This is a genomic window from Neisseria sp. 74A18 (assembly GCF_001308005.1).
GTDB lineage: Bacteria > Pseudomonadota > Gammaproteobacteria > Burkholderiales > Neisseriaceae > Neisseria > Neisseria dumasiana.
Map to the genome: position 1 here is coordinate 13130 of NZ_LGZA01000024.1, position 20276 is coordinate 33405.

General features: G+C 48.3%; 22 protein-coding genes. 9 read left to right on the forward strand and 13 right to left on the reverse strand.

The window, feature by feature from the left end; all coding sequences use genetic code 11:
* Positions 1 to 173 precede the first annotated feature (173 nt).
* From AKG43_RS08290 to AKG43_RS08315, 6 genes are all read right to left on the reverse strand, one after another.
* A complete protein-coding gene (locus AKG43_RS08290) occupies positions 174 to 1127 on the reverse strand; it encodes a nucleoside hydrolase (RefSeq protein ID WP_054600102.1) in 954 nt (317 codons plus the stop codon).
* Positions 1128 to 1287: 160 nt separating this feature from the next.
* Complete coding sequence (locus tag AKG43_RS08295) at positions 1288 to 1977, reverse strand: hypothetical protein (protein ID WP_054600103.1); 690 nt, start codon at positions 1975 to 1977, stop codon at positions 1288 to 1290.
* Between the two features lie 182 nt (positions 1978 to 2159).
* Positions 2160 to 2663, reverse strand: coding sequence for a Fe-S protein assembly co-chaperone HscB (gene hscB, locus AKG43_RS08300; RefSeq protein ID WP_054600126.1), 504 nt, complete (start codon positions 2661 to 2663; stop codon positions 2160 to 2162).
* Positions 2664 to 2748: 85 nt separating this feature from the next.
* Positions 2749 to 3195: a dihydroneopterin triphosphate diphosphatase gene (gene nudB / locus AKG43_RS08305; RefSeq protein ID WP_054600127.1), complete on the reverse strand. Its 447-nt coding sequence runs from the start codon at positions 3193 to 3195 to the stop codon at positions 2749 to 2751.
* A 7-nt stretch (positions 3196 to 3202) separates the two neighbouring features.
* Entirely contained in the window at positions 3203 to 4585 is a 1383-nt protein-coding gene (locus tag AKG43_RS08310) for a mechanosensitive ion channel family protein (protein ID WP_054600128.1), read from the reverse strand.
* 214 nt (positions 4586 to 4799) lie between these two features.
* On the reverse strand, positions 4800 to 5345 hold the full coding sequence (locus AKG43_RS08315) for an RDD family protein (protein ID WP_054600104.1): 546 nt from the start codon (positions 5343 to 5345) through the stop codon (positions 4800 to 4802).
* A gap of 112 nt (positions 5346 to 5457) precedes the next feature.
* Here AKG43_RS08315 and AKG43_RS08320 point away from each other — a divergent pair, with 112 nt between their 5' ends.
* Both AKG43_RS08320 and serC read left to right on the forward strand, forming a co-directional pair.
* Positions 5458 to 6228, forward strand: coding sequence for a TatD family hydrolase (locus AKG43_RS08320; protein WP_054600129.1), 771 nt, complete (start codon positions 5458 to 5460; stop codon positions 6226 to 6228).
* Between the two features lie 323 nt (positions 6229 to 6551).
* Positions 6552 to 7658, forward strand: a complete 1107-nt coding sequence (serC, locus tag AKG43_RS08325) for a phosphoserine transaminase (RefSeq protein ID WP_054600105.1) — start codon at positions 6552 to 6554, stop codon at positions 7656 to 7658.
* 92 nt (positions 7659 to 7750) lie between these two features.
* Here the strand turns inward: serC and recX are convergent, their stop codons facing one another.
* The 5 genes from recX to AKG43_RS08350 form a co-directional block, all read right to left on the reverse strand.
* On the reverse strand, positions 7751 to 8200 hold the full coding sequence (gene recX, locus AKG43_RS08330; protein WP_054600106.1) for a recombination regulator RecX: 450 nt from the start codon (positions 8198 to 8200) through the stop codon (positions 7751 to 7753).
* Positions 8201 to 8273: 73 nt separating this feature from the next.
* Positions 8274 to 8987, reverse strand: coding sequence for a phosphoglycolate phosphatase (locus tag AKG43_RS08335; protein WP_054600107.1), 714 nt, complete (start codon positions 8985 to 8987; stop codon positions 8274 to 8276).
* A 432-nt stretch (positions 8988 to 9419) separates the two neighbouring features.
* Positions 9420 to 9830 (reverse strand): YidB family protein, encoded by a 411-nt coding sequence (locus AKG43_RS08340; RefSeq protein WP_054600108.1) that lies wholly within the window; start codon positions 9828 to 9830, stop codon positions 9420 to 9422.
* Between the two features lie 114 nt (positions 9831 to 9944).
* Positions 9945 to 10415 (reverse strand): Holliday junction resolvase RuvX, encoded by a 471-nt coding sequence (ruvX, locus tag AKG43_RS08345; protein WP_054600109.1) that lies wholly within the window; start codon positions 10413 to 10415, stop codon positions 9945 to 9947.
* Positions 10408 to 10956 (reverse strand): YqgE/AlgH family protein, encoded by a 549-nt coding sequence (locus AKG43_RS08350; protein ID WP_054600110.1) that lies wholly within the window; start codon positions 10954 to 10956, stop codon positions 10408 to 10410. Before AKG43_RS08350 ends, ruvX begins: the two co-directional genes overlap by 8 nt.
* 266 nt (positions 10957 to 11222) lie before the next feature.
* On the opposite strand from AKG43_RS08350, the gene ppx reads away from it, so the two are divergent.
* Both ppx and pdxH read left to right on the forward strand, forming a co-directional pair.
* Positions 11223 to 12722 (forward strand): exopolyphosphatase, encoded by a 1500-nt coding sequence (gene ppx / locus AKG43_RS08355; protein WP_054600111.1) that lies wholly within the window; start codon positions 11223 to 11225, stop codon positions 12720 to 12722.
* Between the two features lie 85 nt (positions 12723 to 12807).
* Positions 12808 to 13440 (forward strand): pyridoxamine 5'-phosphate oxidase, encoded by a 633-nt coding sequence (gene pdxH, locus AKG43_RS08360; protein WP_054600112.1) that lies wholly within the window; start codon positions 12808 to 12810, stop codon positions 13438 to 13440.
* 56 nt (positions 13441 to 13496) lie between these two features.
* Here pdxH and AKG43_RS08365 read toward each other — a convergent pair whose 3' ends face one another.
* Positions 13497 to 14549 (reverse strand): histone deacetylase family protein, encoded by a 1053-nt coding sequence (locus AKG43_RS08365; RefSeq protein ID WP_054600113.1) that lies wholly within the window; start codon positions 14547 to 14549, stop codon positions 13497 to 13499.
* Positions 14550 to 14735: 186 nt separating this feature from the next.
* On the opposite strand from AKG43_RS08365, the gene yajC reads away from it, so the two are divergent.
* The 5 genes from yajC (at position 14736) to rpiA (ending at position 19506) form a co-directional block, all read left to right on the forward strand.
* The gene (gene yajC / locus AKG43_RS08370) at positions 14736 to 15029 is read left to right on the forward strand and encodes a preprotein translocase subunit YajC (protein WP_054600114.1); all 294 of its coding nucleotides are present in this window, start codon (positions 14736 to 14738) and stop codon (positions 15027 to 15029) included.
* A gap of 68 nt (positions 15030 to 15097) precedes the next feature.
* Positions 15098 to 16948, forward strand: coding sequence for a protein translocase subunit SecD (gene secD / locus AKG43_RS08375; RefSeq protein WP_054600115.1), 1851 nt, complete (start codon positions 15098 to 15100; stop codon positions 16946 to 16948).
* A gap of 5 nt (positions 16949 to 16953) precedes the next feature.
* Positions 16954 to 17892: a protein translocase subunit SecF gene (gene secF, locus AKG43_RS08380; protein WP_054600116.1), complete on the forward strand. Its 939-nt coding sequence runs from the start codon at positions 16954 to 16956 to the stop codon at positions 17890 to 17892.
* A gap of 385 nt (positions 17893 to 18277) precedes the next feature.
* Positions 18278 to 18757 (forward strand): 2-C-methyl-D-erythritol 2,4-cyclodiphosphate synthase, encoded by a 480-nt coding sequence (ispF, locus tag AKG43_RS08385; RefSeq protein ID WP_054600117.1) that lies wholly within the window; start codon positions 18278 to 18280, stop codon positions 18755 to 18757.
* 83 nt (positions 18758 to 18840) lie between these two features.
* The gene (gene rpiA / locus AKG43_RS08390; protein ID WP_054600118.1) at positions 18841 to 19506 is read left to right on the forward strand and encodes a ribose-5-phosphate isomerase RpiA; all 666 of its coding nucleotides are present in this window, start codon (positions 18841 to 18843) and stop codon (positions 19504 to 19506) included.
* Positions 19507 to 19693: 187 nt separating this feature from the next.
* Here rpiA and AKG43_RS08395 read toward each other — a convergent pair whose 3' ends face one another.
* Positions 19694 to 20251 carry a hypothetical protein gene (locus AKG43_RS08395; protein ID WP_054600130.1) on the reverse strand — a complete coding sequence of 186 codons (558 nt, stop codon included), beginning with the start codon at positions 20249 to 20251 and terminating at the stop codon, positions 19694 to 19696.
* Positions 20252 to 20276: the final 25 nt, after the last annotated feature.

Here is a 20276-nt window from a genome sequence, read left to right on the forward strand (position 1 = left end):
GTATGGCAGCTGGCTGAAAGGGGGACGGAGATAGTTATTTGGGAGTATGGCTGTGAAGAAAAACGGTAGGAATCATGCAAAAGGCCGTCTGAAAATACAATTTTCAGACGGCCTCCACGCCATAACCGGCAATATCAAATCAATATATTGTGCCGGTAATCGATATTTTGAATTTAAGGCAATGCTTCAATAGACTTGGCTAATTCCTCAAACATTCTATCGGCATCAACTTCCGTGATCCAATTCACATTTGCAGGCTTACCGGTTGTTCCCCACCAATCAACCACGCACGCGCCCATTGTCAATTCACTCTGTGTTTCAACCGCAACATGACAGGCTTTGCCGGTAAACAGTTCGGGGAACATCGCATAAGTAACGGCACAAGGATCGTGCAACGGGCCGCCCTCCAAGCCGAATTTCTGCGTATCGAAACGCTCGTAACTTTGCAGAATATTGGCCAAACGCTTACCGTTGGTATTGTTTTGACGGCGCAACACATCCATACGCGGCGTTGTGATACAGGCTTTATGCGTTACATCCAAAGGTAAAGCGGTAATCGGCACACCGCTTTGCAGTACAATTTGCGCAGCATGGGGATCGACATAAAAATTAAATTCGGCCGCAGGGGTAATATTACCCGCCTCGAAATAATTGCCGCCCATTAAAACAATGTGTTTAATGGCGCGCGCAATATCGGGAGCCAATGTTAGGGCTTGGGCGATATTGGTCAACGGCCCGATCGGGCAAATCGTGATGCTCGCATCATCTGCTTTACGCAAAGTATCAATCAAATACGGCACGGCATGCACCGGTTGCAACGGGCATTCGGGATCATGCAATTCAGCACCGTCCAAACCCGTTTTGCCGTGAACTTCTTCAGCCGTTACCAGCGTGCGCAACAAAGGTTTGCCTGCCCCCGCATAAACGGGAAACTCTTTTTCTCCGGCCCAATCGCAGATAATCCGTGCATTATTGGCGGTGTGGTGCAGGCCCACATTCCCAGCAACCACAGTTAAAGCCATAAAATCAACCAAGCCGCGCTTGGCAAGGCCATGCGCCATCAAAATGGCTGCTGCATCATCCTGACCGGGGTCGGTATCGATAATCAGGCGGATTTTTTCAGTCATACAAACCTTTCTTGCCCATTTAAGTAGCAAACAAAAAACCAAATAATCATGTAATAAGGCTTGTTGAAGGTACTACACTGAGTACGACAAATCAAGCCGGTATTATGATTATTTGGTTTGCCGGAATAAAGCGGAGCAGTTGTGCGCCGCTTATTCCTGTTTATTTGAAAATATTGTTTTTAAAAGAGTTAGCTGCTTTATCTGCATCGTATTTTTCTTGTTCTTCATCTGTAAAACCATTGAGGTTCAATAAATTGATTTTACTTTGCGCAGATTGGAATTCGGCTTTGGAAAGCTTGCTTTGGCTGATCATCCAATAAGTGTAACCCTTTTCTTTAACCGGCTTGGCTGTCCACAAACCTTCTTTGTGGAAATGAGTCAATACGCTTTGAGCCAAAACTTTGATATTGGCTTCGGGATTGGCGGCACCGATGGTTCTTCCTATGCGGTTGTTACGCAAGTCAACGGCTTGATCGGCAGCAAAACGGCTGAAATATTTGGTTTTTCTTTCGCGAATAGAAGCATCGTCTTCATTGGCATCCCCTACTTTTTTAGCAATGTCTGTGCCAAAACGCGATGCTACTGCCGCCTGCCACAAAGCATGACGGAATGCGTTCACCTGAGTGCCCCTGCCTTCACCGTTGGCTTTATTGTCCAAACCGGTTTTCTCTGCGAAACGGGTCGAATTGCTGGTGATATTGATGGAATCTTCGCCTTTCAAACCGATAGCTTTGGCGGCAACCGGATGGCTGGCCGCAAAACGCAACAGTTTGTTACGGCGGCTTTCGTCCGTATGTATATGACAGGCACTGAGTAAAAGCGCAGCAAAAAGTAAAGTAATGTGTTTCATGGTTTCCACTTTATTTTAAATTTAACTTGCCCATAACTAAATGAAGAATGGGTATACCGTTTATGTTTCTATCACTCCTCTTAAAATGATATATCCGCCAACCGATAAATAGCCAAATTGAAACTGTTTGCCTGAATATCGGCTGCATTTTGTCGGCAATGAAGCTTAATCACAACAACCATTTAAGGCATTGCCGCCTGTATTTCCTGCAACATCTTATCTAAAAAACGCCCTTGCCTTACTTGAACGGCGGCCTCTTCATAAGCATGGTTGGCAAAATCTTGTTGCAGCTGCATGTAAAGCTGTTTTTGTTGCTCGATAATTTCTTCTTTGAGTTTGATAAGCGCCGGTTCGTCGTGTTTTGCGCGTGCTTCTGCCAAAGTCTCCCGCCATTCCATCTGCTGCATGAGAAATTCAGGGTCAAAAGCCGTGTGCTCGGGTGCATCGGCATCTATTCCCTGCTCTTTGAGCAGATAAGCCGAGCGGTCGATGGGGTTTTTAAGCACCCGATAAGCTTCATTCACCGTAGAAGCCATCATAACAGCCTGCTTCTGTTCAAATACCGAAGCCGCCGCAAATTTGTCGGGGTGAAATTGGGCAGCCAGGGTGCGGTAGGTTTGATCAAGAACACTTTCATCAATATCAAAAGCAACCGGCAGATTAAACAACGTAAAGTATTGGCTCATAATTTTATCTAATATAATCAGGCTACTTAACAGCAAAGCCTCCAGCTTGCTTTACATTACTTTAAATTATCCTACAAATTCAAATTTAAAACAAATGCTTATGCAAATTTAAAATAGCTTCTTTATTTGAAGGGGAAAACACCTTTTCTGCAGCTTGCTCCACAGGTACCCATTCGAATGCCAAATGCTCGGAACGGTTGAGTTTAATAGGCGTTTCACGAGCTATCTTTGCCGAAAATACGTGTTCCGTATTGTGTGTTACCCCTTCAGGATACCGGTGGCGCCAGTGTTCATAAATCTCGTACACATTACTCTCATACCAATTTATAAGCTGGCCGCCTGAAAGATAAACCCCTGTTTCTTCTGCAACTTCTCGTAATGCTGCCGCTTCCGGCTCCTCATCCGGCTCTAAGCTGCCGGTAACAGACTGCCAAAAGTTTTTTCGGTCTGCGCGCTCTATTAACAATACATTATTGTTGCCGTCGTGCAACACTACAAGAATAGAAACCGGCCGTTTGAGAGATCGGGTCATAACTGCCTCAAATATGCTGTCGGGTAGTGTGTTCTGAAGCATTTTGGTTTTGCACACCTTTTTGTTCTGCTTCAATCGGCAAGTTTAAATTTTCCGGCAAAGGTTGGTCATTCAAAATACGAACTTCGCGCTGAGGGTAAGGAAATTCGATGCCTTCTTCGTTAAACCGTTTCCAAATTGAAAAAAATATGTTTGAAAACAATACCACAAAACCGTTTTCAGGGTCTTTCACCCAAAACCCTATCGACAAATCAATGCCGTTGTCGCCAAATCCGGTGATAACCGCTTTGGGCGGCGGGGAAGCATCAACGCGTTCTTGCTCTGCTGCAACCTCTTCTAAAATTTTTAAGGCTACGGCCAAATCCGTGTTATAGCCTACCTGAACGTTCAAACTTTGGCGTAGAGAAGCATTGGTATACGATTCGTTAATCACCGTTGATGTCACAAATGTTTCGTTCGGTATCAACGCTTCTGAACCGGAAGTATTGGAAAGCACAACAAAACGCGAGGTAATTTTGGTTACATAGCCGGTAAAGTTATCAACCGTTAAGCGGTCGCCGGGGCGGATAGACCGATCACCCAAGATGATAAAGCCCGAAATATAGTTACTGGCGACTTTCTGCAAACCGAAACCGATACCGACACCCAATGCACCGCCGAATACCGATAACACGGTTAAATCTATACCTACCAAAGGCAAGGCAATTAAAACAGATAACGCCACCATAACCGTTTTAACTACTTTAGATAAAACGATACGCAAATTCAGGTCAAGACGTTGGCTCGACATTAAGCGGTTGTCGATAAAGCGGGCCAGCCACAAGGCCACGACCATCAATATCACAATCCACAAAATACCGGTAACAATGGTAAACAGATTGAGCCTTACCGAGCCTATCGGAAACTCGAGCGCTTTCATTCCGTTGATGATGATGTCGTCAATACCGGAAACCCACAGCACAAAAGCAAACCAAAGCACGGCAGAGAGAAAACGCTCCAGCCAATCTGTGAACTTACTCGAAGGTAAGGCTGCGTGAACCACCGCCAAGGCAAAGCGGATAAGAATCATCCAGCGCGAAGCCATCGCCAGCAGTTGCAGCCATACGGCGTTGTATCCGTTTAAATTCCAAATATACAAAGCCACGATTGCCGATATCAGCATCATAATCGGCCAGAGAATGCGCTGGGCAATATGGCGGGCGAAGCCCCAGCGGTTAGATTCTTGAACGGGGTGTTTCTTTATCCAATAGGCCGACAACCAGAATGTGAATGCCATAATGGCAGCCACGACTCCCAATTCCAACCAGCCTATCGGATTGTTGAAGCTGCGCTCCAATAACTGTGATGCAAACTCTTGGCGGGCAAACAAACCCGAAAAGAAATCGGCAATCCCGGAACTTTCAATCAATTTGTTGCCGGTAGAAGAAAAATCAGACATGGTGTGTAAAAATATAATATGTTAGAAAATCGAAATGAATTATAACCTAAATTAATTCGGTCTTTTTAAGTTCGTGATTCAGACTGATCAGGCAGCCCAAGTAAAGATCTCGATACATCAACTGCCGTTTGCAGGCAAACTATGCAGCGGCCGTCTGAAAAAACATTTATTCAGACGGCTTGTTTTGATTTGCTTTGAAGGATTGCTCGTTCAAATCAACCAATCTTGTTCCTGCAAGAAAATCGTATAAGAACTGCCGGTCGGGATTGAGAAAAGCGAAGCCCCACGGCAAAATCCACCAAATCAAGGCAACGCCAAAGGCCGGCTTGGGCGGGATACCGTTAAAATGGCGCACGGCCGCATAAACCAACATCGGAATAAACACGATAAACACGCATGCCCACATAAAGCGCAAACGCAACTGAGGCAGCGGCGGCCTGCTGCCCGCCGCATTGGTCAAACCGATTTTCCATACCCTCATCGGCAGTGTTTGGCCTTTTTTATGCCAATTGGCTTTGAAATAGAGCCACCAAACTGCCAGCAGAATCAGCGTTGCCGCCAAGCTGGACAATATGTGCGAAACAGGGTTAAGCGCCATTGCGGCCATTCCGGCCACCAAAGCGGCACCCATGCTCACCGCTCCGACGAGCAAAGCCTCGTAAAGCAGTGCTGCAATACGGCGCTTGAAAGAAACAGTAGGAAAATGGTGCATAATGTATGCGCGTATCAAATGTAAACAACGCCGCATTATAACCAAAAGACCATGATCAAGCCTATTGCATTGCCCCGGCCTGTCTCTTTGATTCTGAAAGACCGTTGATATGATTTCACTTACCGACAGCCATTGCCATCTTGCCGATGCCGCATTACGGCAACACTTATCCGACGTTATAGAAGAAGCGGACAAAGCACGGGTGTGCCGTTTTATCGTTCCGGCGACACAACGCGGTGATTTTCACGACGTGCTGGCTTTGGAAAACAACCAAACCATACACATCGGATTGGGTATTCATCCCTGGTATGCGGAAACGGCTGGAGAAAAAGATTTCACAGAGCTTGAAACCCTGCTCATTGCACATCCTCGGGCTTGGGTCGGCGAGATAGGTTTGGATTTTTACGATAAAAACCAAACCGAAGCGCAGAGGCACATACAAAAAAGCTGCTTTATCCGGCAACTTGAATTGGCACAAGCACTGCGCCGGCCGGTGATCGTACACAACCTCAAAGCAACTTCTGCCGTGATAGATGCCGTGAAACAAGCCCGGTTTTGCCAAGGCGGTATTGCGCACGCTTTCTCGGGGAGCTTGGAAGAAGCAAGAACATTAATTTCGGCAGGTTTCAAAATCGGAATAGGTTCCCTGCTGCTGAATCCTACCGCGAAAAAAGCCCGCGAAGCTGCCGCAACCTTGCCATTGGAAAACATTGTTTTGGAAACCGACAGCCCGTTTATGTTGAAAAACAAGGTGAATAAGCCCGTAAACGTACGCGAAATAGCGGAAATCACAGCCGGTTTGCGCGGCATCAGCATAGAAGAAGTGGCCTCGCAAACCGAAGCCAATATTGATGAGCTTCTCAGCAAAATAAGATATTCATGAATTGCCGAAATAATGAAGGCGTGTTTGACGGCTGGAGCCAACATGAGCAAAACACAGGCACAGCCATTAAACTAGGGTTTATCACTAAAATAAATGGAAATAGCAGTTAAAAATAATTTGAAATCATCTGAAATACATCATTTTTAAAAATATCCACTACAAGGCCGTCTGAAAAATATCTTCAAAAAAGTGGTTTTGTGCCTTGCGGAAAGCAAGTGGCGGGACTAGAATCCAGCGTTAACTTATGTATGTTTTCAAATGTATGTTTTCAAACAACACCGCCCTGCAAACAGGGTTTGTTTCGATTAAAAGGCACAACCACCATGCTACCCACACCGATTTACAATTTTTCAGCCGGCCCTGCCATCTTGCCCGAATCCGTATTACGCACCGCTCAAAGCGAAATGTTCGACTACAACGGAACGGGCTTTTCTGTTATGACCATGAGCCACCGCTCCGACGTATTTATGAGCATTCTCTATCACGCCGAGCAGGATTTGCGCCAGCTGATGGATATACCCGACAACTATAAGGTTCTGTTTTTGCAAGGCGGAGCAAGTTCGCAATTCAATATGGTGGTGATGAATTTCGCCAACGGTTTCAAACGGGTTGATTCTGTGGTAACCGGCAACTGGTCGGCGATTGCCCACTCTCAAATGGGCAAACTTTCCGATGTCGAAATCCACTTGGCTGCCGACGGCGGCAAACAGTTCAACTACACCAATCTGCCGCCCGTCAGCTCTTGGGATATCGATAAAAACTCCGCGTTTGTACATTTTGTGATCAACGAAACCGTACACGGCCTGCAATACCGCGAAGTGCCTAAACTGGAAGACGGCATGCCGCCTTTGATTTGCGATATGTCGAGCGAAATTCTTTCGCGAAAAATCAACGTAAGCGATTTCGGCGTGATTTATGCGGGCGCTCAAAAAAACATCGGCCCTTCGGGCGCAACCATCGTGATTATTCGCGAAGACCTGCTGGAACGCTGTTCCGACCGTATTCCAGATGTTTGGAACTACAAATCGCACATTGAAAAACAAGGCATGTACAACACGCCGGCCACTTATCCGATTTACATTTCCGGCTTGGTGTTCCGCTGGCTGCAATCGCAAGGCGGCGTGGCACAGATGGAAACCATCAACACATTGAAAGCCAAAACGCTTTACGAAGCCATCGACAACAGCGGCGGCTTCTATATCAACAATGTCCATCCCGGCGCACGCTCTAAAATGAACGTGATTTTCACCACCGGTGATAAAGATTTAGACGAGCTCTTCGCCCAAGAATCCACCACCCGCGGCCTGCAACTGCTGCGCGGCTATAAATCGATGGGCGGTATGCGCGCCAGCATCTACAACGCCATGACCCTGCAAGGCGTGGAAGCACTGATTGACTTTATGAAAGAGTTCCAACGCCGTTACGGTTAACGGAAATAAAAAACCTGTTTCCCCGCTTATGTTTCAAGCAAGGAAACAGGCATCAAAACCTTTGCATAACTCTTCGGTTAGCAAAGGTTTTTTTATTCATCGTCATAACGGCAGTTTTTCAAGGCCGTCTGAATCGTATCCATATCAAAACCCCGATAAGCAAGAAAACGGATCTGTTTTTGTTTTTCTTTCATATCTGCGGCAGGTTGTTTGAATTTCTTCTTTAACACAGCCATTGCGGTATCCAACTCGCTTTCGCGCGAAGGCAGAAATTCACGCACGGTTTCTTCATCCACGCCTTTGGCTTGCAATGCTTGTTTCAAACGCAGTGTGCCGTGTTGCCTGCTTTTGCTGTGGATATAGGCTTCTGCAAAGCGTTGGTCTGATTGCCAATGGCGATCGGCAAATTCGTCTAAAAGCTTGTCCAACTCGTTTTCATGCTCGGCATACGGCGCAAGCTTGCGCTTGAGTTCGGCGCGACTGATTTCTTGTCGCGCAAGTATATCTAAAGCTCGGGCGCGTAGGGATTTTTGCGGTTTCATCGGCATCGTGTTTCATGAGGAAACGGGAATATACGGATGAGGCCGTCTGAACAGTTTTCAGACGGCCTCAGTATTATGCTTCTTCTTGTTCTTTCTGCGGTTGCAGGTTTTCAAAAATTTCAGGCAGCGAGCCGATAATCCAGTCGGGCTTGGTGGCAGCGTCTTGCGACAGCATGGTCATGTCGCCGTAGCCGAACGTTACGCCCACACTCAAGCAGCCCGCCGCTTTGGCGGCCAGAATATCATTCTGCGAATCACCCACCATCATCATATTGGCCGGATCGATATTCAGCACTTCGGCGGCATGCAGCAAAGGTATGGGGCTGGGTTTTTTCTCGGGCAAGCTATCGCCGCCTAAGATCAGGCTGAAATAATCAGCAAGACCGAGCTGTTTCAGCAACTCTGCCGCCAGAATTTCGTTTTTATTGGTAATAACCACTAACGGAATACCTAAAGTTTTGAGCAAACCCAGTCCGGCCTCGGTTTCCGGATACGCGCGGGTATGGTCGCTTAAATGGTCGCGGTAATAGCGGATGTAAAAAGTAAACGCTTTTTCCCATTCTTCCTGCTCCGCCATGCCGTCGCGGCTATCTGTCAGTACCCGGTGAACAAGGTTTGCCAAGCCGTCGCCTACATAGCTTTCTACTACGTCAACGGGTAAGGGCTGCAGGCCCATATGCTCGCGGGTAGCATTGGCGGCTGCGGCCAAATCCGGCACGGAATCGCAAAGCGTGCCGTCCAAATCAAAAGCAATGGCTTGAACGTGTTCGATAGCAGGTGTGGTCATCGTATTTTCATCATCAGAAAAAAAGAAAGCGTTTATTGTATAGCAAAGCAACCGGAATATTCTAGCGCGTGCCATGATTTAAGCTGTGCTATTAGAAAACTGGAAAACCAGTTATGAAGGCCGTCTGAACACGCTTTTGGTGTATCGTCAATCAACCTAAATTTTGCCGCGACGTTGCTACACCTTTACTCCATGCGGCTTGCTGCCTTACATCAAAATTAAGCTGATTGACTGTAACCAACCGTTTAAACGAAGCAAGTGTGATCAGCCGTTTCGGAAAATTGAATAACTATCCATTAAACTACTAATAAAAAACACTTGGTTATCGACACCAAGTGTTTTTTAATGAAATCCGCCCAATCATCCGAGCCGATCCGGATTTTTACAATTTTGACGTTCATTGCCGGCCGACAATCAGCTTTATCATTGGAATTATTTAATCAAATTTTTCAACACCAAAGCAGCCAAATCATCCAAACCAAAGCCGTCGGCATCTTGGGCAGAACCGTTGGGCGTGGCACTGTCAACCAAATTCGGCAAATATTGCGCCAACAAATCGCTGGCCTGGCTGCCGTTCATGCCGAATTTCGAAGCAATTTGCTCAATCAGCCCGCTGCCTAAAGCAGATTGCAGGTCGTTGCCTGATACGCTTTCATTGCTTCCGTTGGAAATCCAGCTTTCCAATGCGCTGCCCAAACCGCCCTGCTGCAACTGGTTAATCAGGTTGCCGACGCCGCCGCTTTGACGCACCAAATCCAAAGCCATTTGAACGGCGGTATTTTGCTGGTTGCTGCCGCCGATGGCCGATGCGGCCGCATTAATCAATGAATCCATTAAAGCCATGATGTGTTCTTTCTTGTGTTGGAATAAAAAATAAGTGTAGCAAATTATGGGCCAAGAAGATGTTGCTTTATTCGATTTCACACAAGCCGTCTGAAAAATAACATAAACCCGTTTTCAGACGGCCTCTGTGCCTTCTTCCTGCCCATTAAAGTATTCCACCGCCCCACCTTCGAAAAAGCCCTGCAAAATGGCTTGCGCCGCCACTTGGTCAAGCACTTGTTTCTGTTTTCTGCCGAACACCTGCGCTTCGGCCAACAGGCTTTCGGCATAGAGCGACGACATGCGCTCGTCCACCCAATAAACAGGCAAATTGAAGCGCCCGTGCAATCTGCGGCCGAATTTACGGCTTAGGCGGGTAAGCTCGTGTTCGGTGCCGTCGTTATAAACAGGCAGACCGACCACCAAATGCTTGGGCTGCCATTCTTTAATCAGCTTGGCAATGGCAGCGAACTTGGCATCATTGCTTTCCCCCGTAACCGTGCTGATCGGGTGCGCAGTACCGACTTCGGCATCTCCCTCTGCCACACCGATGCGCGTTTCGCCGAAATCAAACGCCAGCGTTGTGCCGTTCGGCGCTTTAAGCATGACCGGCACCGTTCATGATCAAATTAGGATTAATGCCTACTTTGGCAAATGCGGCTTCATAGCGTTCGGCATACGGCAGGTCAAACAGAATACGGGTATCTGCCGGAACGGTCAGCCATGCGTTTTCCGCCAGTTCTTGCTCCAGTTGGCCGGCTTCCCAGCTGGCATAGCCTATGCTTACCACAGCTTTGTCCACAGCATCGGGCTGTGCAAGGTTTTCGATGATGTCGCGGGAAGTAGTGAGTGCAACCTGATTATTCACAATCAGGCTGTTTTGCCAATTGCCTACCGGAGTGTGCACCACATAGCCACGGTCGATTTGCACCGGCCCGCCCATCATTACCCATTCGTTTTGAAAACGCTCGGGAATATTGGTATCGGCGGCGGCAAAAATCAGATCCATCGTTACCGGAGAAGGTTTGTTGATGACAATGCCCATTGCGCCTTCTTCGTTATGCTGGCACAAATACACAACGCTGCCTTCAAAAAACGGATCGTCCATTGACGGCATGGCTACCAGAAAATGGTCTGAGAGATTCATGTTATCGCTCGTTGAAGTAAGTGAATGGAAACAAAAATGGGGTTCATGTGCTTTTTTACAAGGCACTACATCTGCAAAATAAGCGCCGCAGTCAATCGTCTTAACTTTCACTACTACGGCGTTTTAAAAGCAAAACCAAGCAAATCAAACCATGCACTTATAATTTAATTAATAAGTTACAAATACTTATTTGATACACAGATGACAGCCCAAGTTGCACACGGTAACATTTGCACTTCTTAATCTTTCTACCCTTTTCTTCCGATATGACCACCCCCAATGTACTCGCCTCGGTGGACTTAGGCTCCAACAGCTTCCGCCTGCAAATCTGCGAAATCAACAACGGCCAGCTCAAAGTAATTGATTCATTGAAACAAATGGTTCGCTTTGCCGCAGGCTTAGACAGCCAGAAAAATCTCGACCAAGCTTCTCAGGAACGCGCTTTGGAATGCTTGGCAAAATTCGGCGAGCGTTTAAAAGGTTTCGAACCTGAACAGGTGCGTGCCGTGGCAACCAATACTTTCCGCGTGGCCAAAAACATTGATGCCTTTATTCCCAAAGCAGAGGCCGCATTGGGCTTTCCCATCGAAGTGATTGCCGGACGTGAAGAAGCCCGCTTGATTTACACCGGCGTGGTACACACCTTACCGCCCAACGGCGACAAAATGCTGGTAATCGATATCGGCGGCGGTTCGACAGAATTTGTAATCGGTTCCGATTTGCAACCCACGCTTACCGAAAGTTTGGCCTTGGGCTGCGTCACTTACAGCATACGTTTTTTCCAAAACAAAATCAGCCACAAAGACTTTCAGGCGGCCATCACCGCCGCCCGCAACGAAATCCAACGTATCAGCAAGTTGATGAAACGCACCGGCTGGGATTTTGCCGTCGGCACATCCGGTTCCGCCAAGTCTATCCGCGATGTTATTGCGGCCGAAAACCCTCAAGAAGCCGATATTACCTACGCAGGCATGAAAAAGCTGGCTGATAGAATCGTGAGCGCGGGCAGTGTGAAAAAAGCACGCTTCGAGGGCATGAAGCCAGAGCGCGTAGAAGTTTTTGCCGGCGGACTCGCCGTTATGATGGCAGCTTTTGAAGAACTCGGTATCGAAAAAATGACCGTAACCGAAGCGGCTTTGCGCGACGGTGTGTTTTACGATTTGATCGGCCGCCAGTTAAACGAAGACATGCGCGACCAAACCACGGCCGAGTTCCAAAAACGCTACCATGTCAGCAAAAACCAAGCTTCGCGCGTTGCTGCTGCGGCACAAAAAATTATGGAAAGCATCTGCCATACCCAAAACACCCCCGTACAGGAATTGGCATATTGGAAACAATACATCAACTGGGCGGGCATGCTTCACGAAATCGGCATAGATATTGCCCATACCGGCTACCACAAACATTCTGCCTACATTCTCGAAAATGCCGATATGCCCGGTTTTTCGCGCAAAGAACAGAATATTTTGTCGCTGCTGGTGCTCGGCCACCGCGGCGACGTGCGTAAGATGATTCCTTTGGTGGAAGACAAAATGATGTGGTTTGCTATTTTATCGCTGCGCTTGGGCGCATTGTTCTGCCGCAACCGGCTGCCGCTCGAACTGCCTTTGCACACCCAATTGCGCAGCAACGATAACGGTAAAGGCTTCACCCTGCGCATCAACAAACAATGGCTCGACGAACATCCCCTGATTGCCGGCGCGTTGGACTACGAAAGCGAGCAATGGGAAAAAGTCGATATGCCGTTTATCGTGCAACCGCAATAAACAAAGATACAGGCCGTCTGAATTTTTTTCAGACGGCCTCATCTAAATCTTTATCCCGTAAACCATATTTTAAGCAGACCAAAAGATGGACTTACACCATATCCGTGAAGATTACAGCAAACAAGAGCTTTCCGAAACCGATTGCGATGCCAGCCCTCTTGCACAATTTGAACGCTGGCTGAACGAAGCCATAAAAGCCGAAGCCAACGAACCCACCGCCATGAATATCGCCACCGTCGGTTCAGACGGCAGGCCGCAGAGCAGACAGGTGCTGTTAAAAGAAGTGAACGCCGAAGGTTTTGTATTTTTTACCAATTACCACAGCAGAAAAGGAAGGGCACTCGAAGCCAACCCTTTTGCCGCACTCACTTTCTTTTGGCCCGAACTGGAACGCCAAGTGCGCATTGAAGGCCGGGTCGAGCAATTGGATGCCGCCGCATCCGACGAATATTTTGAAAGCAGACCCTACACCAGCCGCATCGGCGCATGGGCAAGCGAACAAAGCCAAGTGATTTCAGGCAAATCGATTTTGGTTGCACGCGCGGCAGCCGTTGGCGTAAAACACCCGCTGCATGTGCCGAGACCCCCGCATTGGGGAGGTTATGTGGTGATTCCCGACCGTGTCGAATTTTGGCAAGGCCGCCCCAGTCGTCTGCACGACCGCATCCAATACCGGCTGGAAAACGGAACATGGCTGAAAGAAAGATTGTCGCCCTAACCCATAAGGCCGTCTGAAAAACCCTGCAATCCGCCACCTGCGCAGATTGCAGGGTTTTACCTTTGCAACCCTGTTTCCATCTTCAAAAACTTATCATAAATCACAGCGCATTCCGGTTTGCCGAGACCGGCCAAAACATACACATGCGCGGCGGATGATTTTGCCAAACTCTCCAAAGTATAGCCGCCTTCCAAAACAGAAACGATTTTACCTTTGCAGCTTGAGGCCGTCTGAATAATCTTGTGCGTTAACCAAGCATAATCGGCCTCATGAAGATTCAAACGGCCTGTTTCATCTGATTTGTGGCCGTCAAATCCGGCTGAGAGTAAAACCAGCTCAGGCTTGAAAGCCGACAGCTTGGGCAACCATTGTTCGCGCACGGCTTCTCTAAAATCACGGCTGCCGCTGTTTGGCGCAAAGGCAAGGTTAACGGCGTAAGCCGAAGCTTTTTCCGTATCCTGCTGTTGGGGAAACGGAAACAAATCCTGCTCATAGCTATTGAGAAAAAGAACGCGGGGGTCGTCTTTAAAAATTTCTGCCGTTCCGTCGCCGTGATGAACGTCGAAATCAATAACCGCCACCCTTTGCACCCGAAAACGCGCAATCGCATGCATCACGCCTACGGCAACATTGTTGATCAGGCAAAACCCCCCTGCCTGATCGCTTTTGGCATGATGCCCCGGCGGGCGGATGGCACAAAAAGCATGGTAAGCATCCCCCTTCATCACCATTTCCACCGCCGAAACCACCGCACCGGCCGCATAACGTGCCGCAGCCAGCGATTCACTGCCCATCACCGTATCATCATCAATGCGGTAGATTTTGCCCGGTTGCGGCTGTACCGATTCCAAAAAACGCAGATATTTGCGCGGATGCACCAAAGCCAGCTGGCTGTCGGATACCTCACACGCATCAGCATGCCGGAACACATCCCAAAACCCCTGCTTTTTTACTTCTGCTTCAATCGCTTTAATCCGATCCGCTGATTCAGGATGCCCCTTTCCGCACCCGTAACGTAAAAACACAGGATGGCTTATCCAAGCCGCTCTTGCCTGCCGCCCGAGCAGGCGGCGTAACTGCAAACGCATATAGCGCACTACTTTGTTCATTGCCGTTTTCTGTGCCCATCTTCAGATTTGCACACCCCGAAAGCCGCTATATTTAAACGGCTTATGCTAAATATGGTTAACCGATACGGAAATTTCTTGGAAAAATCCGCCCTGCCCTTTAGAATAGCTTATTTAAGACGGCAATCCAAATCATTTGCCGCCCCATCAAAAAAGGAATGGAAAACTATGATCGATTTCGCTTATGCCGCCGATGCCGCACAACCCAGCGTTTTAATGCAGTTTGCACCGTTGATTCTGATTATCGTGGTGTTTTACTTCTTAATCATGCGCCCGCAGCAAAAGAAATTTAAGGCCCATCAAGCCATGATTGCCGAATTGAAAGTGGGTGATAAAGTGTTGCTGGCCTCCGGCTTCAAAGGCACGGTAAAAAGAGTGGGCGAGCAGTTTTTCACTGTTGAAATCGCCCGCGGCGTAGAAGTAGAAGTAGAACGCAACGCCGTTGCCAGCAAAGTAGCCTAATTTATTCAGCCCCAAGAGCCGCCGCATCCTGCTGCGGCTGTTTGTATTTATAAAATAAAGGTTTAATCATGAACCGTTATCCGCTTTGGAAATACCTGCTGATTGCCTTCACCATTATTTTGGGCATTGTTTACACCTTGCCCAATCTGTTTGGCGAAACGCCCGCAGTGCAAATCTCAACCAACCGCCAGTCTATCGTTATCAACGAGCAAACCGAAGCACGCGTAGCCTCCGCCCTTCAGACGGCCAACATTGCTACCGACGGAATGTTTATTGCGGGAAACTCACTGAAAGTACGTTTTAAAGACACCGAAACCCAGCTCAAAGCACGCGATGTGATTGAAAAAACATTGGGCGACGGTTATATCACCGCACTCAACCTGTTGGCCGACAGCCCCGAATGGATGTCTAAAATCAATGCCAATCCCATGTTTTTGGGCTTAGACTTACGCGGCGGTGTGCATTTCACCATGCAGGTGGATATGAAAGCCGCCATGCAGAAAACCTTTGACCGCTACGCCGGCGACATCCGCCGCGAACTGCGCCGTCAAAAAATCCGCACCGGCACCATCCGCCAAGTTGAAAACAGCCTGACCGTACCGTTTCAAGATGCTTCAGATCTGCAAAAAGCACTCGCCCAACTGCAAAGCTTTTTTCCTGAAGCCACGCTGACTCCCCAAGGTAACGAACTGGTGCTTACCCTTTCAGAAGAAGCAGTAAACAAAGTACGCACCGACGCACTCAAACAAAATATCGCCACTTTACACAACCGCGTAAACGAACTGGGTGTGGCCGAGCCTGTTATCCAGCAGGCAGGTGCCGAGCGCATCGTAGTACAGCTGCCCGGCGTTCAGGATACCGCCAAAGCCAAAGACATTATCGGCCGTACCGCCACTTTGGAAGTGCGTATGGTTTCCGATGATCCGGCACAAGTTCAGGCGGCCTTATCGGGCAACGTGCCGAGCGGCTACGAATTGCTTTACACCGCCGGCGAACACCCCCAGCCTACTCTTGTGAACAAACAGGTGGAGCTTACGGGTGACAACATCAACGATGCGCAACCCGGTTTCGACGATAAAGGCGCACCTGCCGTCAACATCAATTTGGACAGCGCAGGCGGCAGCATTTTTGCAGATTTAACCGCGCAAAACGTGAACAAACGCATGGCAATGGTTTTGATTGACCAAGGCAAAGCCGAAGTGGTTACCGCGCCCGTTATCCGCTCCGCCATTACGGGCGGCCGCGTACAGATTTCCGGCAGCATGTCGACGGCAGAAGCCAACGATACCTCTCTTCTGCTGCGCGCCGGCTCTTTGGCCGCACCTATGGAAATCGTGGAAGAACGTACCATCGGCCCTTCTTTGGGTAAAGAAAACATTGAAAAAGGCTTTAATTCGACCTTGTGGGGTTTTGCAGCCGTTGCGGTGTTTATGATTCTTTACTACCGCTTGTTCGGTGTGTTCTCCGTTATCGCGCTTTCCAGCAATATTCTGTTCCTGATTGCCATTTTATCGGCTCTCCAAGCCACTTTAACCCTACCGGGCATTGCAGCCTTGGCCTTAACCCTCGGTATGGCGATCGACTCCAACGTATTGATTAACGAACGTATCCGTGAGGAGCTGCGTGCAGGCGTGCCGCCCCAACAGGCCATCAATTTAGGCTACCAACACGCTTGGGCAACGATTGTCGATTCCAATATCACCTCGTTAATTGCCGGTATCGCCCTGCTGATTTTCGGCTCGGGGCCGGTTCGCGGCTTTGCCGTCGTGCACTGCTTGGGCATTCTTACGTCGATGTATTCTTCGGTTGTCGTATCCCGTGCGATGGTTAACCTTTGGTATGGCGGCCGCCGCAAACTGCAACACATTTCCATCGGTTCCGTATGGAAACCCAATACCGAAACGGCCGCTAAGGAGTAAACAATATGGAATTATTTAAAATCAAACGCGATATTCCGTTTATGAGTTACGGCAAGCTGACGACTTTTATCTCGTTGGTTACCTTTATTGCTGCCGTATTTTTTCTTGTTACCAAAGGTTTGAATTTTTCAGTGGAATTTACCGGCGGTACGGTAATGGAAGTTCAATACCAGCAAGGTGCCGATGTCAACAAGGTTCGCCAACGCCTTGATACGCTCAAGCTCGGCGACATTCAAGTGCAGGCACTCGGCACCAACAAACACATTATGATCCGCCTGCCCAACAAAGAAGGCGTGCCTTCGGCACAGCTCTCCAACAATGTAATGGACTTATTGAAACAGGATAGCTCGGATACGATTACGCTGCGCCAAGTCGAATTTATCGGCCCGCAAGTGGGTGAAGAGTTGGTCAATAACGGCCTGCTGGCATTGGGCATGGTGATTGTCGGCATCATTATTTACCTCTCCGTGCGTTTCGAATGGCGCTTTGCGGTAGCGGCGATTATTGCCAATATGCACGACGTTATCATTATTTTGGGATTTTTCTCCCTGTTCCAATGGGAGTTTTCCCTCACCGTGCTTGCCGGTATTCTGGCCGTATTGGGCTACTCGGTGAACGAGTCGGTTGTGGTATTCGACCGTATCCGCGAAAACTTCCGCAAGCCTCACATGCGCAATAAAACCGTTCCGCAAATCATCGACAATGCGATTACCGCAACCATGAGCCGCACCGCCATTACGCACGGTTCTACCGAAGCCATGGTGCTTTCCATGTTGATTTTCGGCGGTGCAGCTTTGCACGGCTTCTCTTTGGCCTTAACCATCGGTATCGTATTCGGCATTTATTCTTCGGTATTGGTTGCCAGCCCGTTGCTGCTGATGTTCGGCCTTAACCGTGACAATTTAGCCAAACAACAAAAACAAAAAGAAGAAGTGGTGGTGTGATTTGGCACCGCCCAAAAACCAAACAGGCCGTCTGAAAATAAATTGATCGCTGCAAATGCGGCAGTTTAATCAAGCGGCTTGCAAAGACCGACTCCCACTCAACAATAGGAGTCGGTCTTTTTTATTGCAAACATTCCGATACTTTAAAAACCCGCTTTGAGTGTACGGTTAAGCATATTCAGACGGCCTCAAACCTTTTTGTGTACAATACCGACCTGACCGCAGCAGAGCAAAGCGGAAAACACCACATACTAACCGGCAACTTCCCATTTATCCCTGTTCAGACGGCCTCGCGACAGATTCAATTAACAACCTGCCGGAAGGCCGTCTGAAAGCGAACCTAAACGCTTTGCCAAAACCATTATTCCGTTTTTGAAGGACCATTATGAATATCCGTGTAGGACAAGGTTATGACGTTCACCAACTCGTTGAAGGCCGCCCGCTGATTCTCGGCGGCGTGACCATTCCCTTCCACAAAGGCCTGCTCGGCCACTCCGACGCCGACGCCCTGCTCCACGCCCTAACCGATGCCCTGTTGGGCGCGGCAGGTTTGGGCGACATCGGCAGCCATTTTCCCGACACCGCCGCCGAATTCAAAGATGCCGACAGCCGCGTACTGCTGCGCGAAGCCTATAAAAGCGTACAGGCAGCCGGTTGGCGCGTAGTGAATGTCGATACCACCATCATCGCCCAGCAGCCCAAGCTCGCCCCGCACATCCCCGCCATGCGCGCCAATATCGCCGCCGATTTGGGATTGCCCGAACAAGCCGTCAACATCAAAGGCAAAACCAACGAAAAGCTCGGCTATCTCGGCAGACAAGAAGGCATCGAAGCCCAAGCCGCCGTGCTGTTGCAGGCCGTCTGAATACTGCATATCCCGCAGAAAGCTGTTACTATACCCCCGTTTGCAATTTGTTTATTCCCGTTTATTTTATGGAGAGAGAAAACATGGCATCACAAGATGAATTGAAACGCATTGCGGCAGAAAAAGCGGTAGAGTTTGTACCCGAAAACGAATACATCGGCATCGGCACCGGCTCTACCGTTAACCTGTTTATCGAAGCCCTGGGTAACAGCGGCAAAAAAATCAAAGGCGCGGTTTCTACCTCTAAAGCCACTTCCGAACTGTTGGCGCGCTATGGAATCCCCGAAGTGCAAATGAACGAAGTTTCGCACCTTACCGTGTATATCGACGGTGCCGACGAAATCAACCACTCGCTCCAAATGATCAAAGGCGGCGGCGGCGCGCACTTAAACGAAAAAATCGTGGCCAGCATTGCCGACAAATTCGTGTGCATCGCCGACGAAAGCAAATACGTTTCGCGCTTGGGCAAATTCCCGCTGCCCGTAGAAGTGATTCCGATGGCCCGCTCCATGGTTTCGCGCAAACTGGTGGCTTTGGGCGGCCAACCCGAATTGCGTATGGGCTTCATCACGTTTAACGGCCACCAAATCGTTGACGTACACGGCTTGAACATCAATCTGCCGGTGACTATGGAAGACGAAATCAATAAAATTCCCGGCGTGGTGGAAAACGGCTTGTTCGGCCACAACGCCGCCGATGTTTTGGTACTCGGCACCCGCGACGGCGTGAAAGTGATTACACCGAACTAATATCTGCTGCCGATTCGGCTTTATCGTATGAAGACTAAAGGCCGTCTGAAAATGTTTTTCAGTCGGCCTTTTATATTTAGTGAGAGTTTACTTACCTTCGGCTCGAATCAAAAACTGCCAACCCAACATTTGATTACTTTTGCGGAAGTATTGGAGCCGTTTAGCGTCGAAGTAGAAAAAAGTTTGGTTAAAGACCCAAAGTTGTTTTTAATAGTGTAACCAAAGAAGCAGCAGGAAGAGCATCAATGGCATTTTCAGTTAATTTGCCTAATGCAGCATCTTTAATTTTGCCCAACTCCGTTTTCAGACGGCCTTTTTCCGCTTCAGTAATATCAGCTTGGTCAATTTTGGCTGCGAGCAATTCTTGAATAGTGTCGCTATGTAATTTGACGGTTACAACACCGAGAATAGCGGAAAGGCCACCATCTTGTTGCAAGAAATCTATTCCTTTATGAGTTATTTGAATATACAGCATCCAACTATCAAATCCATTTATCTCGGTTTCAATTAATCCATGTTGTGTCAGATAAAGGATATTCTTTATGAATTTATCTGCAAATTCATCGGGATCATCTTGAATAACTCCTAGAATCTGAGCCTGCTTTTCATTCATTTGAATAGCAAAATTCATTTGCTTTTCTGGCCACATAAATTTACCTAATTCCATTTGTGAAATTGACTGTCCATAAAACTCCATTAATGATTCTAAAATTGCTTTTTGCATTCCCCGATCAACCCAATTCATTATATTCTCCATAAAAAATAGAGAC

What these genes read in the sequence shown, in the direction of transcription:
- AKG43_RS08290 (WP_054600102.1), bottom strand. Translation starts at nt 1,127, where the DNA reads ATGACTGAAAAAATCCGCCTGATTATCGATACCGACCCCGGTCAGGAT.
- AKG43_RS08295 (WP_054600103.1), bottom strand. Translation starts at nt 1,977, where the DNA reads ATGAAACACATTACTTTACTTTTTGCTGCGCTTTTACTCAGTGCCTGT.
- hscB (WP_054600126.1), bottom strand. Translation starts at nt 2,663, where the DNA reads ATGAGCCAATACTTTACGTTGTTTAATCTGCCGGTTGCTTTTGATATT.
- nudB (WP_054600127.1), bottom strand. Translation starts at nt 3,195, where the DNA reads ATGACCCGATCTCTCAAACGGCCGGTTTCTATTCTTGTAGTGTTGCAC.
- AKG43_RS08315 (WP_054600104.1), bottom strand. Translation starts at nt 5,345, where the DNA reads ATGCACCATTTTCCTACTGTTTCTTTCAAGCGCCGTATTGCAGCACTG.
- serC (WP_054600105.1), top strand. Translation starts at nt 6,552, where the DNA reads ATGCTACCCACACCGATTTACAATTTTTCAGCCGGCCCTGCCATCTTG.
- recX (WP_054600106.1), bottom strand. Translation starts at nt 8,200, where the DNA reads ATGAAACCGCAAAAATCCCTACGCGCCCGAGCTTTAGATATACTTGCG.
- AKG43_RS08335 (WP_054600107.1), bottom strand. Translation starts at nt 8,987, where the DNA reads ATGACCACACCTGCTATCGAACACGTTCAAGCCATTGCTTTTGATTTG.
- AKG43_RS08340 (WP_054600108.1), bottom strand. Translation starts at nt 9,830, where the DNA reads ATGGCTTTAATGGATTCATTGATTAATGCGGCCGCATCGGCCATCGGC.
- ruvX (WP_054600109.1), bottom strand. Translation starts at nt 10,415, where the DNA reads ATGCTTAAAGCGCCGAACGGCACAACGCTGGCGTTTGATTTCGGCGAA.
- AKG43_RS08350 (WP_054600110.1), bottom strand. Translation starts at nt 10,956, where the DNA reads ATGAATCTCTCAGACCATTTTCTGGTAGCCATGCCGTCAATGGACGAT.
- ppx (WP_054600111.1), top strand. Translation starts at nt 11,223, where the DNA reads ATGACCACCCCCAATGTACTCGCCTCGGTGGACTTAGGCTCCAACAGC.
- pdxH (WP_054600112.1), top strand. Translation starts at nt 12,808, where the DNA reads ATGGACTTACACCATATCCGTGAAGATTACAGCAAACAAGAGCTTTCC.
- AKG43_RS08365 (WP_054600113.1), bottom strand. Translation starts at nt 14,549, where the DNA reads ATGAACAAAGTAGTGCGCTATATGCGTTTGCAGTTACGCCGCCTGCTC.
- yajC (WP_054600114.1), top strand. Translation starts at nt 14,736, where the DNA reads ATGATCGATTTCGCTTATGCCGCCGATGCCGCACAACCCAGCGTTTTA.
- secD (WP_054600115.1), top strand. Translation starts at nt 15,098, where the DNA reads ATGAACCGTTATCCGCTTTGGAAATACCTGCTGATTGCCTTCACCATT.
- secF (WP_054600116.1), top strand. Translation starts at nt 16,954, where the DNA reads ATGGAATTATTTAAAATCAAACGCGATATTCCGTTTATGAGTTACGGC.
- ispF (WP_054600117.1), top strand. Translation starts at nt 18,278, where the DNA reads ATGAATATCCGTGTAGGACAAGGTTATGACGTTCACCAACTCGTTGAA.
- rpiA (WP_054600118.1), top strand. Translation starts at nt 18,841, where the DNA reads ATGGCATCACAAGATGAATTGAAACGCATTGCGGCAGAAAAAGCGGTA.
- AKG43_RS08395 (WP_054600130.1), bottom strand. Translation starts at nt 20,251, where the DNA reads ATGAATTGGGTTGATCGGGGAATGCAAAAAGCAATTTTAGAATCATTA.